The organism is Aliarcobacter trophiarum LMG 25534 (genome assembly GCF_003355515.1).
Classification (GTDB): Bacteria; Campylobacterota; Campylobacteria; order Campylobacterales; family Arcobacteraceae; genus Aliarcobacter; species Aliarcobacter trophiarum.
In genome coordinates, this window is the sequence record NZ_CP031367.1 from 668,564 (window position 1) to 684,677 (window position 16,114).

Here is a 16,114-nt window from a genome sequence, read left to right on the forward strand (position 1 = left end):
AATTAGGTGTATTTAAAAAATGTATGAAATTTTAATTTTAGGTGGAATAGGTTGTTTGATTTTTATATTTGTTAAAAATAAATTTACAAAATATGAAAATGAAATAAATGGATTAAAAAAGAAGCTACCTCAAGAGTTTACAGCTGAACAAAAATCAAATATTAAAAAGTTTGGTGATGATTTTGAAAAATATGTTGGTAAAAAATACGAAGATAATGGATATGAAGTTGAATATAGGGGTTTAAATCTAGGATTTCTTGATGGAGGGATAGATTTAATTGCTAAAAAGAATGATAAGGTTTTTCTTATCCAATGTAAATATTGGAAAAAGAAAGATTCTATCACTCATAATATGGTAAAAGAGTTTTATGGTAATTGTAATTTTTATATAGATAATAATAAGTTAGATAGAAATAATGTAACTTGTATATATGCAGTTGCAAAACAAGAAGCAATATCTTTTCAAGCTTATGAACTTTTTAAAATTAACTACAATAATTGTAGATATAAATTATATGAATGTTAAATAAAATACATAGAGGGGAGAATATGAAAAATAAGATAGAAAAAATTTATGAAAATAGGCAAAATTTTGTAGTAATAGGTTTAACTGGTAAAACAGGTAGTGGTTGTTCAACAGTTGCACAAATATTAAAACAAGGTTATACCGATTATGATAGTCCAGATTGCAAACTTACTAATATTCAAAATAGAAAAGCAAGTATAATAAAAAAATTTGCAAGTATAAATTTTAAAGAGAATCATAAAAAATTTAAAATTATAAAGCCATCTACGATATTAATGATGCTATTTTTATTTGATAATAAAATTATTATTGAAAAAATTAGAGCTTTTTATAAACTTCTAGATATAAAAGATGATGAAATAGATATTTACAAAAAGGAACAAGAATATAAAAAAGAGTTAGAAAAAGAATTCATTGAATTAAAAGAAATTATTAAGATTTTGGATTTATTAAATAAAAAAAATGAAATATTTAAAGATTTTTTTAATTTCATAAAGAATGTAAAACTAGAAAATAAAGATGAAATTAAAAAGAATATAAAAAATATTAAAAAAAAATATAAAGAGAAATTAGCAAATGAGACAGAAGAAGAGTTAAAAAATGAAATTATCTCTATATTAGGAATTAAAAAAGAAATAAAATTTATTAATTATAAATTAGAGTTTTCTAAGTTTAAAGAATTAAAAAAAGAAAGTTTAACACAAGAAAATATAGAATTTAAAATTAATTTAAAAAGAGAAATTTTTCATGATTTTTTAGATAAATACTCTAAAAAACATAGTGGAAAGTTTATTGAATTATATGAAAAATATGATAAATTGATAAAGGAAAAGAGAGGTTCAAAAGAACTTACTATAAAAAATTTACAGTTAATTGGGGATTTAGTTAGAGAACATATTGATATATACCAATTACCAACTTATTGTAATTATTTGATAAAAGCTTATCGGCAAGAAACAAAAAAAAATAAATCAAGTTGTTATATTGTGATAGATTCTTTAAAGAATCCATTTGAAATAGTGTTTTTTAAGGAAAGATATTCGGCTTATTATACTTTTTCTATACACTCAAAAGATGAAATTATGAAACAAAGGTTAAAAGATTTAGGATATAACGATAAAGAAATAGAAAATATTCATAATAGAGAAGAGAATAAAGATGAAAATGACAAACAAAAAGGTTCTTTAGATTCAGTTAAAGATTTTAAATCACTTAATGTTACGGAATGTGTACAAAGAAGTGATATTTATATAGATAATAACAATGATAAAAAAGACACTCTATATAGACAGATATTTAAATATTTGAGTTTAATAGTACATCCTGGATTAGTAACTCCAAGTAATGATGAAATTATAATGCAATTGGCATTAACCGCAAAATTAAACTCAGGATGTATTTCAAGGCAAGTTGGGGCGGTAATTTTAAATAAACATGGTTCAGTTAAATCAATAGGTTGGAATGATGTACCTGAAGGACAAACACCTTGCTTATTAAGAAGCCATAGTGAACTATTAGATAATTCTATTTCAAATATTTATAGTAAATATGAAAAAACAAAATTTAGAGAACATAATAAATTTAAATATATATTTTCTATAGAGAAACCAAAAGAACAAAAATATAATCAATATAAATCATCAAATGAGAAAGGATTAAATGATTCTTTTTGTTTTAAAACAATTCAAAATAAAATTGATGGTGATAAAAATCAAGTTTACACAAGGTCATTACATGCTGAAGAAAATGCCTTTTTACAAGCTTCTAAGTTTGGAAATTCTGAAATCTTAGGAGGACAACTTTTTACCACTGCTTCACCTTGTTTTCTTTGTGCAAAAAAAGCATATCAGCTAGGTATAAAAAGAATAGTATACATCGAAGCATATCCAGATATATCAAATGAACAAGTATTTGATATTGGTACACATGAAATTGAAATTATACATTTTAGAGGAGCTATTGGACTTGCTTATCAAAAATTATATGAACCATTATTTCCATATAAAGATGAATTAAAAGCATTAAATGAAGTAAAAAATAAATAAAGTTTATTAAAAAACACAAAGGAAAAAAATGAATAATCTTGAAAATACGAATTTAAATGAAACTGTTGCAACAACAAATGTGGCAAATAAATATAACTTAAAAAAGATAGACACTGAATCTATTAAAAATAATGTTTTAATGAATAATACATTTTATGCTTTTAAAAAAGCTGGGAATTGTAGAATTTGTTTATCGTTACCAGAGTTTGGAGCTATTTTTATTGGAAGTATAATTGTAGGAGCAATTTTTTCTATTGTTCTACCAAGCATTATCTCAATCATAATATTTATAGTATTATTTGTATATGGTGTAATTTTTCTAAGAAATAAGAATAGTAGAGCAGCTTATGATAATTATTTAGAAAACCAAATGATAGGAATATATACTAAAGATTTGGCTGTATTAAATTTTGTACCTGAAAATATAGATTATCAAACTATTAAAATGATTGAAGTATCTGGAGAGAATTATGATATTGCAAAATATAATTTAATCAAATCTGCTTTTTATTTGGGAGCTGATGGAGTAATAAATATAACTCATAGTTCAACAGCCTATGCAACTTCAACTGTTACTGGAAGTATTAGTACTAACTCATCATCAAGAGTTACTGGAAATATTAATACTGATACAAAAATAACAACTAATGTATATATGCAAGGTATGGCTATAAAATTGGTTTAAAATTAATTGAAATTTAATATATAAAATAAGAAGGTAGAGATATGCCAATAATAATTAGAATACTTCCTATGGATAAAATAAATGAATTTAAAGGAAAAAAATCAGAGTTAGTACAATCAGATTTCTTTTTAAATGAAGTTCCTTCACGAGTTGTAGATGGTTTTCAAGGAATTTATTGCTTTAAATCAAATAAAATTAAAATAGATGATCAAGAAACTTATATCTTATTTCAGTATGATAATTATATTATTGCTTGTGCTAAATTGGATAATACAATACTTATTAATTCACATAAAAATTATAAAGGATATTATATTTTACCACCTCAAACAATATATACATTTGATAAGATTAGTCTTAATGATCTAAATAAAAATATTTTTTATAATGACCCAATAAAAAGATTTAGTCAAGTTTGTCATAAAAGAGAATTAAAAAATATAAATGATTTTATAAAAAATGAAATTGTAAAGAATTTACAAAGAGTAATTCAAGAAAATTTAACTATTAAACATAATTTTCAATGTGAGCCTATATAGATTTATTATATATCAAAATTGATAATAAGTTCTATTTTGTTACAAATTAAAAATTTAAGAATAAAAAATAATCTAAAAATTATATTCTAGTAATTTATATTGTAAAATGTAAATAAATGTAAGTTTATAAATATTTTAGAATGATAATTATGTAAGAATATTATTATCATAGGATAAAAGCAGATTTGATAGAGGAAGAATTGAGTTCATTAAGAATGGAATCGAATAAAAATTATGAATTTATTGGTACTTATGATGAAGTTCTTAAAAGAACTGAAAATAGTTTAAGATATTTACTATTAGGAAATGGATTTAGTGTAGCATACGATAAAAATAAATTTTCATTTAAAAATTTATTCGATTATGCTAAGAAAAATGTAATAAGTCATAATTCTCCTATAATGAAACACTTTGAAGAATTACAAAGTTATGATTTTGAAATCATAATTAAATATTTAGAAAATGCATTATTAGTTTTAAAAAATTATCCAAAAGAAAATCAAAGTAATGAAATTTTAAATAATATAAAACAAGATATTAATTCTTTAAAAGAATATTTAGTAATGGCTATAACTAAATTACACCCAGAATTTTTTTATGATATAAAAAAAGCTGAATATATAAAATGTATAGATTTTATAAAAGAATTTAATGGAATATTTACATTGAATTATGATTTATTGTTGAATTGGGTTATTTTAGAATATTTGGATAATAATAAATTACAAAATAATAGATTAATTGTAGATGATGGTTTTAGAGGAAGAAATAAATTGATTTATAACCATATTAATAGATTTATTTATTTTAGACAAACTATTTTTTATTTACATGGAGCATTACATTTGTTTTTTGATGGAATAGATGTTATTAAAAATTATTACGATGAAAACCAAAAAGCTACATTACTTGAACAAACTAAATTTAATATACAGATAGATAATTATCCAATTTTTGTATCTGAAGGAGATGCTAAAAAAAAGTTAATGAAAATTAAAAATAATTTATATTTAAATTTAGGATTACAAAAGTTTAAATGTCCTAATTTTTCAGATGGTAGAAATTTGAGATATATACTGAATCAAGAATATTTTAAAAACAGAAGTTTAGTTATATTTGGAACAATTCTTGATAAAGATGAACATATAGTAGATGCTATTGTCAAAGGTAGATATAAAAATATTTATATTGGAATACGTAATAAGAATAAAATATATAGTTGTAATCATATTATTTCAAAGTTAAAAGATACTGATAAAAATTTATTTTTTTACGATTTTACAACTGTAAATGTTTGGAGATAAAATCGTGAGAACTATGATGAAAGAAGGAAACTTTGGAACAGTTGCTATTGATGGTGGATATTTAGAAATTTTATATAATAAAAAAATAATAAAAAAGGTAAAAGTTCCTGTTCCAAATTATCAAGCTGAAAAAAATAGAGATAGTGTAGTTGAAAATGATGATGGTTTCAGTGATAAATATGGAAATGAATATTCAGTTTATGTATATTCTAGTATGTATGGTATAGATTATACAATTGAATTAATTCATTCAAAGGATGAATTAAAAGCAGAAGAATTTATTGATAGTATAATTGTTAAATTTAATGATGGTGAAGAATATTTAAATAATAAAAGAAATCCAAATTGGAATATATTTGAACTTATTTTAGTATTAGATTTTTATCATAATAATTATCCAAATATTCCATCTAAAAATAGTTATGAAATAAAAGAACTTAGTTCTAAATTGAGAAAGTATAATGAGTTAATTGGAATAAAAATAACTACCTCTCTTCGTAATGAAAATAGTGTAATTATGAAATTAGAAAATTTTAGAGCTTTAGATTCTAGAGAAGAAGGGGAAGGTTTAAGAAATATTTCAAATCTTGATAAAAAAGTTTGGAATGAGTTTTTTGGAAATATTGATAAATTAAAGATTATGGCAGAATTTATTAGTAAAGCAATTGAAAGAAAAGATATTGAAATATTAAAAAATACTAATATAGATAATGTTGCTTTTCTTGAAGAATCTAATATTCATAAAATGGAAAATCTTTTTGGGGTAAGCTCTAAACACACAATAAATTATAATAACATTGGTATAAATAACTATAATAATATATTTGATAATCATAAACCTAAATTAAATATTGAAAGTATTACAAGAATATTTGCAAATTATGTTTTAAATTATAAAGCAAGCCATACTAGTACAATAATTGGAATATTTGGTAAATGGGGTAGAGGTAAAACTTTTTTTTACAATTATTTAAAATACAATATTAGACAACAAAAAGAAGATAATAAACAAATCTATTTCTGTAAATTTCAACCATGGAAATATCAGGAACAGAATAGTGCATGGGCTTTTTTATATAAAAATATATTAGATAATTTTCTTAAGCATAAAAAAACAGAAACTTCGAAAAAAATATTAGCATGGGAATTAAAATTAAAAAAAATATTTAATAGAAAATGTTGGATAGATAAATTTATACATTCAATAATTAATTCTATAAGTTTATCTAAACTATGGAAAATATTTTTATTAAATAGTAAAAGAATAGGTGTTAATAACTTATATTTTGGTTTAATTAGTATAGTTTTTATTGGATTAGCTGTATATTCAAGTTTAGTTTTTAAAATTGATTTTTTAGTTTGGGTATTTGGAATATTGAGTGTTCCGGGGTTAATATTCTTGCTTAAATCATATACTTTTTTTATGAAAAGTAAAAATACTGTAAGGATATTAATAAATAATTATTTTAAAACAAAAGATTATTCAGATTATTTAGGCTTTCAAAATGAAATAGAAAGAGAATTAAAATTTCTTATTAATACATATATTGAAAAAGATGAAAAATTAATACTATTTATAGATGATTTAGATAGATGTAATGAAGAGATGATAATTGATATTATGGATAGTTTAAGATTAGTTTTAGAAGATTATGAAATAAATTCAAAGATAACAATTATTGTTGCAATAGATGAAAGAATCTTATTAAAATCTATCAAATATAAATATTTCAAAGAAAATAATGAAATATGTTCAAAAGAATATATAGAAAAATTTTTCTTAGTAGGTGTTAAATTAAATCAATTATTAGATGATGATATTGAAGAGTTAGTTAAATCATATTCAGAAAGTCTTAATATTATAAGTAATTTAAATACAGAAGAAGAAAATACAGACAATGGAAATACAGAGAATGGAAATACAGAGAATGGAAATACAGACAATGGAAATGCAGACAATGGAAATGCAGACAATGGAAATACAGACAATGGAAATACAGACAATGGAAATACAGACAATGGAAATACAGACAATGGAAATACAGACAATGGAAATACAGACAATGGAAATACAGACAATGGAAATATTGAAATCCTTAGTAAAGATGAAATAGTATATATAAATAAATTATTAATAAAAGAGAATATAGACACTCCTAGAAAGATAAATATGATGATACATAGATATTTATTGTTTAAGTCATTCATTTTTAGTCATACTAAATTAAAAAACTATAATTATAAAATATTAATTGAATTAGTTATATATATAAGAAAAGAAGAAGTATTGAATCATTTAATACAACTTTGTTCTGTAGATAAAGAAAAAATCATTATAAAAGATTTAGAAGATAATGAACAAGAGATAGAAAAAGATGATTTAAAAAAATTAATAAATTATGCAGAAATGGTATCTCCATTTTAAAAGGATAATTTTGTTTTATAATATTGAAAATAATAAATTACAAACTAAATATATAGAATATTTAAAACTAACAGGCTCTTTATCAAGACTATTTTCAGATAGTTTAGCACCTTATTTATACTATCGTGCTGCTGAAAATATATTTTGCTTAGGATTTGAAGCAGAAAATTTATCTAGATCTGATATTTCTATTGATGCAAAAAAAGAAAATATTGGCTTTGGATTAAAAACTTTTCTTCATGGCAATGGAAAAACATTTCAAAAAGTTGCTGAGTTTAATGCAATTAGAGATGAATATACAAGTAAATCAGATAAGGAAATTATAGATTTTATTTCTCAAGCTAGAAATAAAAGATTAGATATCTGTTTAGAAGGATATGGAGTTGATAGTTTAATATACCATTGTCTAACTAGAAGTGATAATCTAATATCTATATATGAATTTCCTATGGATAAAGTTCAAATTGATAGTATTAAAAAGATTGTTAGAAGTAAAAATACTATTCAATTTGAAGATGGGATGAATGAGTATTCTTTTAATCTATCAAAAAGTACTTTATATAAAAGATTTATTTGTAAAGATAGCTTAGAAGATATAAAAGTAGATATTTTAGAAAATCCATTTGAATTATTAGCAAATTTAAATAAATCTGAAACATCTATATTAAAAGAAGTTAGTACGTATCCTTTTATATATTTGCCTTTATATGCTCCAAGTTCACAAGATTTAGAACCAGCAATTGCAAGTGGTATAAATCAATGGAATGCAGGTGGACGAGATAGAAATCAAGATGAACTATATATTCCTGTTCCTGCTTGGATACATAAAAAGTTTGAAGGATTTTTTCCTAATAACAATGATGATAAATTTGAATTAGAATTACCAAATGGTAATGTATTAAATGCAAAAATGTGTCAAGCTGGACAAAAAGGACTTATGTCAAATCCTAATAAAGCTTTAGGTAAATGGGTTTTAAGAGATGTATTAAAAGTACCAGTTGGAACTTTAGTTGATAGAAAATACCTTGATATGATAGGTATTGATTCCGCCATTGTGTTCAAATTGAATGATACAAAATATAAAATTGATTTTGCATCTAGTGGAAAATTTGAAGAATTTAAAGAACAATTTATATAAAGGATAAAATATGCCTGAAATAGGTAATAGTTACATAGTTACATTAAAAGAAACTTATATTATGTGGGGTGAATATAGACATACCGATTCTAGAGAAAGAATTATAAATGAAGTGTATTTACCTATTCCTGCTGATAAAGCCAGAGAATTTAATATTTATAATAGCAATAGAACAGGAGCTAATACAGAATATGATGTTATTACTTCTGATAATTTTTTAATTAATGGAAAATTAAAAGCTCAAGGTTCTTCTACAGCAGGATCTGAATATGCAAAAAATTTGTCTGGTTCAGGAAATTTAAGACTTTTAGCTCCTTGGATGAATCATATAGAGGCTAAAGTTGGTGATAAAATTAAAATTGAATGGATAAGTTCTACAAAAATAAAACTTACTAAATTATAGAAGAGTTAAATAAACTTTCTTAACTCTACATCATACTCTTTAATGCAATTATTTGGATTGTATTGAGGAGTTTCGCCTTTTAATAAAAATGCAATTCTCTCTGCAAAATGATAAATTCCAACAGGAGGAACTGCATTTCCTATTTGTCTTCTTACTTCCGTTGTACTTCCTTGAAAATTATAATCATCTGGAAAACTTTGTAATCTAGCTCTTTCTCTATTTGTTAATGGTCTATGTTCTTTGAAGTGATATCCCCAAGTTCCACCACCACCTGATGCAATAACAGTATATGCAGGTTCATCTTCATGTAATCTTCTATAAATATTTGACATTAGACCTTTTATTGCATAAGGAGTATTTTCTACAGCTTTAAAGTTTTTTCCTTGAGGAATATGTTTTAATCTTTCTACTACTTTATCACTTACTTTTAAGTGTTGAGTATGAATACAATTTTTAGGTAAATTTTTAAAAGCTTCTTTTGAAGTAATATGATTATTTTTATGTGTAAATTCTGGAGGAATAAATTCTGTTTTTATATCATTTCTAATACCAATAAAAAGTACTCTTTCTCTTAATTGTGGAACACCAAAATCTGCAAAGTTTACTAAGAAAATTTTTAACTTATAACCATCTAATTCAAATCTTTTTTTAATTATTTTTACTGCTTCACCTTTATTTGCTGATAATATTCCTTTTACATTTTCAGCAATAAAAACTTTTGGTTGAAGTCGTTCTACATACTTTGCAAAACTTTCATAAAGTTGTCCATCTTTATCATTTTTTAATCCTTCTTGCTTTCCCACAACAGAGAATGTAACACAAGGAAAACCACCTAAAAAAACATCATATATTTTAGGTTTATATTTTAAAACTTCTTTTTCTATATTTTCAGTAATATCTTTATGCAGTAATTTTGTATTTTTAAAATATTTTTTATTTTTATCTAATGAATTAATTGCATCTTTATTGTATTCTAAAGCATATTCTGTAGTAAATGGTAATTTAGTAAAATATTTTCCTAGAAAATCAAAATCTCCGTGAAATCCTATGTCTAAACCACCAGCACCTGTAAATGTAGAAAATATTTTAAAATCCAATTATGATACCTTTTTATATTTTTTGTGAATTTTACTATTCCCAAGCTGCGATTTTGCTGAATTAAAATAGTTTATATGTTTTTATTTATAGGAGTTGACAGATCAAATAGATATTTAATTATTAAAATATTTTGATTGCAATCAAGATAAAAATTGTCCTATTTTAGTATACTCCAAGTTTAAAATTATTAAGGAAAACAATGTTTAATTTAAAATCATTATATTTTAGGATGACCATAGTACATTATTTGGGAATAATATTACTTCCATTAAATGCTATTTTATTTACAACTTCAACTATTTCACAAATAGTTCAAATTACAATTACTTTAGCTTTAATTGTGCATGAATTAGATGAGAGAAAAAATGGAAAACTATTATCAAAAGAGTTAGTTAATTTTTTAAAAAATATGGATAATAAAAATGTTAGTTTTAATATAAATACTTCAATGGCAAGTGAATATTCTGAAATAAAAGATGTTATTGATAAAAGAGAAAAAGAGCTTTTACAAAAAGAGAAAGAAGAATCAATTTTAATTGAAGAAGCTAAAATAGTGATGAATCAGCTAAAAAATGGAATTTATTCTCAAACAATCACTTCTATTAGCTCAAATAATTCTCTAGAAGAGTTTAAAAAAAGTGTGAATGAAATGATAGTTGAAACAAGAGAACATTTTTTAAATATCAATTTTATTTTAGAACAATATACAAATTATGATTATAGAGAAAAATTAGAATTAAAAAGAATTTCAAATAGTGGAGAATTTCAACATTTAGTTGAAGCTATTAATAAATTAAAAGATGCTATTACTCAAATGTTAGTTGAAAATAAAATAAATGGTATTGCTCTTCAAAATTCATCTCAAAATTTATTAATAAATGTTGATAAATTAAATTTATCATCAAATGAAGCAGCAAATAGTTTGAAAAATACATCAATAGTATTAAGTGATATAACTCAAAATGTTGATAAAACTTCAACTCAAACTATTCAAATGTCTAACTTATCAAATGTAATTATTGGATATTCAAAAGATGGATTAAATCTTGCAGAGAAAACAACAACTGCAATGGATGAAATAAATGAGAAAGTAAGTGCAATTAATGAATCAATAACTCTTATTGATCAAATAGCTTTTCAAACAAATATTTTGAGTTTAAATGCAGCAGTTGAAGCTGCAACAGCTGGAGAAGCTGGGCGTGGTTTTGCTGTTGTTGCACAAGAAGTGCGAAATCTTGCAAATAGAAGTACTCAAGCTGCTTATGAGATAAAAAAACTTGTTGAATCAGCAAATATAAAAGCAAATGATGGAAAAACTATTGCAAATGAAATGATAGAAGGTTATACAGTTTTAAATACAAATATTGATAAAACAATTAAATTAATAAGTAGTGTAGCAAATATCTCAAAAGAGCAACAAGTTGGAATTGTTCAAATAAATAGTGCAATAAATATTTTAGAACAACAAGTAAGATTAAACGCTGAAGTTTCATCTCAAGCAAATAATATAGCAATAAAAACTTCGAATATTGCAAATACAATAGTAAATACAGCAAATCAAAAAGAGTTTGAAGGTAAAGAAAATATTTAAAGTACATTTTAGCCGTAGTATTTTATCATCAAATTCTATTGGTGATATAAATACATAATGATAAAATAAGTTTCTATTTGATTAGAATAACCTTATTTTTAATAAACATTTATTTTTGAGATAATATATTCAGGTGCTTTATTAGAAATATCAATATATTTTTCAAAAGGTTTTACTATTTTTAGTTGAGAGATATATCGTTCTTTGTTTAAGTCTAATAAAGCTTCCTTTAATATTTTTAAGTCATCTTTAGTTACTTTTTCTAAAGATATTAATTCATTAAATAAATTTTTATTATTCTTTACATAATGCGTTTATATCATCTAGTTTAATTAGCAAATTTTTTTGTAAAGGCTTAAGTATAACATCATTATCATTTATACTCATTTTTTCAGTAAGAAATTGAGGTTTAATGTAGTGATTGTTAAGTATGTAATTTTTTTGAAAATCTTTTTTTGTAGAATCATTTTTACAAATTGAATCTAATTTAGATTTCATTTCTTGCTTTTTTAAATCAGATAGATATTTATTTTTTGATTCTTCTATATCATATAAGTAATAATAACTTGAATCTACTACTGGTACGTAGTATTCTTTCTGATTTTTAATAAGTATTTTAGGGTAACCTGAAAATCTAGTTATATACTCACTTATTACTAGTTCATATCCAGATTTATTATAAAATATAGCATATGGGAAAAAACTAGAAAGAATACTTTGTGCCATAATTATTAAAAATATTGTAGAAAGAAATAAACTAATAAAAGCTGTTATTAATAGAGTAGGTTTAATTATAAATGTAGGTATTTTACTTAATAAATTAGGATGTTTCTTTTTCAAATACCAATTAATTATATAAAATGTTATTAGTTGAAGTGCTGCTAAAATAAATAAATTATTAATTCCTACACCAAAATATAGTAAAAGAGGAACTAATAAAAAAAACATTAATATACTAAAGAATGAAAAAATCATAGATAAGAATAAAATTGAGAATATTTGTAATATTACTAGTATATGAAAATCTGTTACTTTATTAATAGGTATTCCGTATTCTGATAGGGCAAATATAGTGAAAAAAGTAAAACAAATACTAAGAAATCCACTTAAAGGTAAGTTTGTTTTTGAGAAAATAGAAATATATTGTTTTAAACTTATTTTTAGTTTAATATTTTCACATATATTTAAAAAACTTGTATATTCATTATTTTCAATTGTTGTATCAAATAAATAAATAATTATTTTTATATTGTCTTTTTTATTTATGTATTGGTCAAAATTTTTTAAATTGAATCTATCTATTCTTTCATCGCATTGCATTATAACCTTGTTATCAGATATTATAAATGCTGTTATGAATTTTTTATCTTGATTGGGCTCTTTTTTGTAATTTTCAATTTTTTTCTTAATATTTAGAAATTTAATATTATTAGCTTCTTCATAAATAATTTTGTATTTTGAATACTTTAATAATTTAAACTTTAATTTATCATAATTATATATTGTATCTGTATTCATTTTTTCTCTTTTTGTTAAATTTAATTATAAGTCTATCATAAAGAATTAAATTAGTTAAAAAATATAACAAAATGTAATGAAAAATGGTTTTTATTAAATAATCTTTCTATACTTGCATAATAAGATTAAAAATGTATTTATTTATCAATAGTTTTTATATGTCATAAAAATATTTAAATATTAAAACTTAGTATTTTTGATTTTTTGCTTCGCAACAGAAGAAAAACTTAATTATTCTCTTTTCTTTAAATTTTTTCAAACTACTACTTTATTAGTTCTCTAGCTTTTTCTAAGTTTAAGTGTGATTTATTATTTTCTTACTTTACACTGAAAAAATCAAAGTGAGCATATACTCATTCGCTGCACTTATTCCGTTATCCCTCCCTTTTTTTAATTTTTTAAGTTTCAACCAAGAAAAAATAAATTTTTCACACTTAAGAAAAAGCCCGATGAACTAACGAAAGTGAAAAAACATTTTTAAAGAAAAAGAGCTTGAGTTTTTTAATCTTCTTAAAAATCAAAAAAAAGAAGAAAGAAAATCCCTCAAAATCTTCAAAAATGAAAGGCTTTTTAAAATTAAAACCAAAGGATTTACAAATGAATGCACAAATGGAAAAAATGACAATAGAGTTTAATCTTAATCAATTAGTAGAGCTATATAAAAGCAATTTTAATCTAAGACTAGAATTAACTACTAATATTGATAATAAACCTGTTGCAAGACTATATAAAGCTACTCCTAAAGCTAAATATTCACAAGAGAAACAAATATTTGGATTTTACTTTCAGAGTGAAGATAGAAGAGTTGAATTTTTAAGTGATGATTATGGAAAAAGATTTGCAAATAAACAAGCTGATGAGAATTATAAAAAAGATAAAAAAGCAAAAAATGAAAAAGAAGCTTTAGAAGTAAAAGTTGGAGATATTTTTAAAGACTCTTGGGGATATGAACAAACAAATGTAGATTATTATCAAGTTGTAGCAAAGCCATCAAATTGTTTTATTGTTGTTAAAAAAATATCTTCTAAAATAATTAATGAAAGTACTGGTTGCAATATGTCAGCTTATATAAAACCTTTACCAAATGAATTTATAAATGATAAAGAAACAAAATATAAATTAAATGGAAAATCAATAAAAACATCTTCTTTTTCTTGGGCTTATAAAGTTGAAAATATTGAAACTGAAAAAGCTTATTGTAGTTGGTATTACTAATACTAACTACAAACTATTTAGGAGGTGATGAAGTGTAAAAATAAATTTAAAAAAATAGTTATTTAGGTTTTTGTTTTGCCTTTTTGGCATTAACTTTTTTATTTTATGTAAAGGATATAAAATGAAGTTTGGAAAATATTTATTTGAAAGCTTTAAAGAGTTTCAAGAAATTAAAAACGAAGCAATTAAAGTAGGGGCAATAACAGCTGAACAATTTTTTAATTTCTTAGGGTCAAATTATAGTCATAAATTGATTAAAAACTAATTATAAAAAGAGTAGGTAAGATTTTATCTACTCTTAAAAATAATAATATGTAGAGGTAAAAATGCAAAAAGTTTTTCAAGTTAAAAATATTTGTCCGTTCTTTTTATTGAAATTATCTAAAGATGAATTTTATAATTTTTTAGATGAAGAGTATAAAAGAATTTTTGGAATAGAAATAAATATTATTGATATAAAATTAGATTTTATAAAAGACGGTCTAAAAATTAAAATATATAAGTATAGTTAGAAGAAAATTAAATTATTAATTCTCTTCTTTTTTTGGCTCTTCTTCTTTTTGTTTAATCTCAAAAGCTCCATAGTTTTTATTTAATAAATCAATAGAATTATTTAAACTATATTTACTTAATAAATTTTTTAAATCATTTTTGAAATTGTCATCTTCTTTTAATTTATTTAAAATTGTTTCTGTAAATTCCAAATTTATTTTTTTTATATTCTCTTTTTGTTTTAGTTTTGCTTTCTTTAAAGCTTCCTCTATTTTGATTATTTCATCACTTTTTTTAAGTTTCATAAGTTTCCTTTTTTTATTGTTAAAAAATATATAAATGAATTATAAAATATATTATCTTAAAGCAAATTTATCTTTTTAATTATTCTAAAGTTTGTAAATTGTATTATTACTTAATTATATGAATTACAGGAAAGGAAACTATAACACAAAAAGCAGGGCTTTTTATATTATATATTTCCGACCTGTTCTACGAAGTTCTTGGTTAAAATCTTCGATTTTAGATTTTTCTAACGAAAAATATTTTTTAAATATAAAAAATTAGGATAAATATGAGTAAAGATAAATTAAATTTGATTGAATTAAAAATAGGTGATGAGCTATTTTCAGTATTAAAAGAAATAAATTTAAGAACTAAAATACCATTAACAAAAATTGTAATTTCTATTTTAAATGAAAAATTACAAGACATCAAAGAACTAAATTATAATAAAGAATTTATTGAAGATTATAAAAATATAGATAATAATTTAGAAACACAAATTAGATTTAGAATAAATGAAAATGAAAAAATATTTTTAGAAAAACAAATGGAAAAAACTGGTAATAAAAGTTTAACAAGTGAAATAAAATATAGATTAATAAATACTATATATAAAAATAAATATTTCTTACCTATTGAATTAGAAAAATTAAATAATTTGAATACTCAAATTAAGAAAATTGGAGTTAATATAAATCAGATTTTAAAGAAAATAAATTTAAAAAAAGATTTAGAAAATATTGATTATGATAATTTTATAAATAATATAAATGAAGTAAATATAAAGATTCATGAAATAACAAATGAAATAAAAAATACTTTAAAACTTGCTAGTAAAAGAGATTAGGTT

16 protein-coding genes are annotated in these 16,114 nt (G+C 22.2%); 13 read left to right on the forward strand and 3 right to left on the reverse strand.

Annotation, left to right across the window (positions count from 1 at the left end; all coding sequences use genetic code 11):
• Positions 1-19: 19 nt before the first annotated feature.
• The 8 genes from ATR_RS03470 (at position 20) to ATR_RS03505 (ending at position 9,065) form a co-directional block, all read left to right on the forward strand.
• Complete coding sequence (locus ATR_RS03470) at positions 20-526, forward strand: restriction endonuclease (protein ID WP_115428097.1); 507 nt, start codon at positions 20-22, stop codon at positions 524-526.
• A 23-nt stretch (positions 527-549) separates the two neighbouring features.
• Complete coding sequence (locus ATR_RS03475; RefSeq protein WP_170126879.1) at positions 550-2,571, forward strand: hypothetical protein; 2,022 nt, start codon at positions 550-552, stop codon at positions 2,569-2,571.
• Between the two features lie 28 nt (positions 2,572-2,599).
• Positions 2,600-3,256 (forward strand): hypothetical protein, encoded by a 657-nt coding sequence (locus ATR_RS03480; RefSeq protein WP_115428099.1) that lies wholly within the window; start codon positions 2,600-2,602, stop codon positions 3,254-3,256.
• A 41-nt stretch (positions 3,257-3,297) separates the two neighbouring features.
• Positions 3,298-3,795 (forward strand): hypothetical protein, encoded by a 498-nt coding sequence (locus ATR_RS03485; protein ID WP_115428100.1) that lies wholly within the window; start codon positions 3,298-3,300, stop codon positions 3,793-3,795.
• A gap of 185 nt (positions 3,796-3,980) precedes the next feature.
• The gene (locus ATR_RS03490; RefSeq protein WP_115428101.1) at positions 3,981-5,099 is read left to right on the forward strand and encodes a DUF4917 family protein; all 1,119 of its coding nucleotides are present in this window, start codon (positions 3,981-3,983) and stop codon (positions 5,097-5,099) included.
• A gap of 13 nt (positions 5,100-5,112) precedes the next feature.
• The gene (locus ATR_RS09900; protein ID WP_228254258.1) at positions 5,113-7,524 is read left to right on the forward strand and encodes a P-loop NTPase fold protein; all 2,412 of its coding nucleotides are present in this window, start codon (positions 5,113-5,115) and stop codon (positions 7,522-7,524) included.
• A gap of 10 nt (positions 7,525-7,534) precedes the next feature.
• Positions 7,535-8,662, forward strand: coding sequence for a phospholipase D-like domain-containing protein (locus ATR_RS03500; protein ID WP_115428103.1), 1,128 nt, complete (start codon positions 7,535-7,537; stop codon positions 8,660-8,662).
• Positions 8,663-8,672: 10 nt separating this feature from the next.
• Positions 8,673-9,065 (forward strand): hypothetical protein, encoded by a 393-nt coding sequence (locus ATR_RS03505; RefSeq protein WP_066155495.1) that lies wholly within the window; start codon positions 8,673-8,675, stop codon positions 9,063-9,065.
• Positions 9,066-9,070: 5 nt separating this feature from the next.
• Here the strand turns inward: ATR_RS03505 and ATR_RS03510 are convergent, their stop codons facing one another.
• The gene (locus ATR_RS03510; protein ID WP_115428104.1) at positions 9,071-10,162 is read right to left on the reverse strand and encodes a DNA cytosine methyltransferase; all 1,092 of its coding nucleotides are present in this window, start codon (positions 10,160-10,162) and stop codon (positions 9,071-9,073) included.
• A gap of 200 nt (positions 10,163-10,362) precedes the next feature.
• Here ATR_RS03510 and ATR_RS03515 point away from each other — a divergent pair, with 200 nt between their 5' ends.
• Entirely contained in the window at positions 10,363-11,754 is a 1,392-nt protein-coding gene (locus tag ATR_RS03515) for a methyl-accepting chemotaxis protein (RefSeq protein ID WP_115428105.1), read from the forward strand.
• Between the two features lie 294 nt (positions 11,755-12,048).
• Here ATR_RS03515 and ATR_RS03520 read toward each other — a convergent pair whose 3' ends face one another.
• A complete protein-coding gene (locus tag ATR_RS03520; protein ID WP_115428106.1) occupies positions 12,049-13,272 on the reverse strand; it encodes a cation-translocating P-type ATPase in 1,224 nt (407 codons plus the stop codon).
• Between the two features lie 597 nt (positions 13,273-13,869).
• Here ATR_RS03520 and ATR_RS03525 point away from each other — a divergent pair.
• The 3 genes from ATR_RS03525 (at position 13,870) to ATR_RS03530 (ending at position 14,999) form a co-directional block, all read left to right on the forward strand.
• Positions 13,870-14,487, forward strand: a complete 618-nt coding sequence (locus tag ATR_RS03525; RefSeq protein ID WP_128997255.1) for a hypothetical protein — start codon at positions 13,870-13,872, stop codon at positions 14,485-14,487.
• 121 nt (positions 14,488-14,608) lie between these two features.
• Positions 14,609-14,752, forward strand: coding sequence for a hypothetical protein (locus ATR_RS09845; protein ID WP_164966905.1), 144 nt, complete (start codon positions 14,609-14,611; stop codon positions 14,750-14,752).
• Between the two features lie 61 nt (positions 14,753-14,813).
• Positions 14,814-14,999, forward strand: coding sequence for a hypothetical protein (locus ATR_RS03530; RefSeq protein WP_115428108.1), 186 nt, complete (start codon positions 14,814-14,816; stop codon positions 14,997-14,999).
• A gap of 15 nt (positions 15,000-15,014) precedes the next feature.
• Here ATR_RS03530 and ATR_RS03535 read toward each other — a convergent pair whose 3' ends face one another.
• Positions 15,015-15,284, reverse strand: coding sequence for a hypothetical protein (locus ATR_RS03535; protein WP_115428109.1), 270 nt, complete (start codon positions 15,282-15,284; stop codon positions 15,015-15,017).
• 269 nt (positions 15,285-15,553) lie between these two features.
• On the opposite strand from ATR_RS03535, the gene ATR_RS03540 reads away from it, so the two are divergent.
• Positions 15,554-16,111 carry a hypothetical protein gene (locus ATR_RS03540; RefSeq protein ID WP_115428110.1) on the forward strand — a complete coding sequence of 186 codons (558 nt, stop codon included), beginning with the start codon at positions 15,554-15,556 and terminating at the stop codon, positions 16,109-16,111.
• Positions 16,112-16,114 lie beyond the last annotated feature (3 nt).

Excerpts from the sequence above, each read along its gene's own strand:
- ATR_RS03470 (WP_115428097.1), top strand. The coding sequence starts at position 20 with ATGTATGAAATTTTAATTTTAGGTGGAATAGGTTGTTTGATTTTTATA.
- ATR_RS03475 (WP_170126879.1), top strand. The coding sequence starts at position 550 with ATGAAAAATAAGATAGAAAAAATTTATGAAAATAGGCAAAATTTTGTA.
- ATR_RS03480 (WP_115428099.1), top strand. The coding sequence starts at position 2,600 with ATGAATAATCTTGAAAATACGAATTTAAATGAAACTGTTGCAACAACA.
- ATR_RS03485 (WP_115428100.1), top strand. The coding sequence starts at position 3,298 with ATGCCAATAATAATTAGAATACTTCCTATGGATAAAATAAATGAATTT.
- ATR_RS09900 (WP_228254258.1), top strand. The coding sequence starts at position 5,113 with ATGATGAAAGAAGGAAACTTTGGAACAGTTGCTATTGATGGTGGATAT.
- ATR_RS03505 (WP_066155495.1), top strand. The coding sequence starts at position 8,673 with ATGCCTGAAATAGGTAATAGTTACATAGTTACATTAAAAGAAACTTAT.
- ATR_RS03515 (WP_115428105.1), top strand. The coding sequence starts at position 10,363 with ATGTTTAATTTAAAATCATTATATTTTAGGATGACCATAGTACATTAT.
- ATR_RS03520 (WP_115428106.1), bottom strand. The coding sequence starts at position 13,272 with ATGAATACAGATACAATATATAATTATGATAAATTAAAGTTTAAATTA.
- ATR_RS03525 (WP_128997255.1), top strand. The coding sequence starts at position 13,870 with ATGAATGCACAAATGGAAAAAATGACAATAGAGTTTAATCTTAATCAA.
- ATR_RS09845 (WP_164966905.1), top strand. The coding sequence starts at position 14,609 with ATGAAGTTTGGAAAATATTTATTTGAAAGCTTTAAAGAGTTTCAAGAA.
- ATR_RS03530 (WP_115428108.1), top strand. The coding sequence starts at position 14,814 with ATGCAAAAAGTTTTTCAAGTTAAAAATATTTGTCCGTTCTTTTTATTG.
- ATR_RS03535 (WP_115428109.1), bottom strand. The coding sequence starts at position 15,284 with ATGAAACTTAAAAAAAGTGATGAAATAATCAAAATAGAGGAAGCTTTA.
- ATR_RS03540 (WP_115428110.1), top strand. The coding sequence starts at position 15,554 with ATGAGTAAAGATAAATTAAATTTGATTGAATTAAAAATAGGTGATGAG.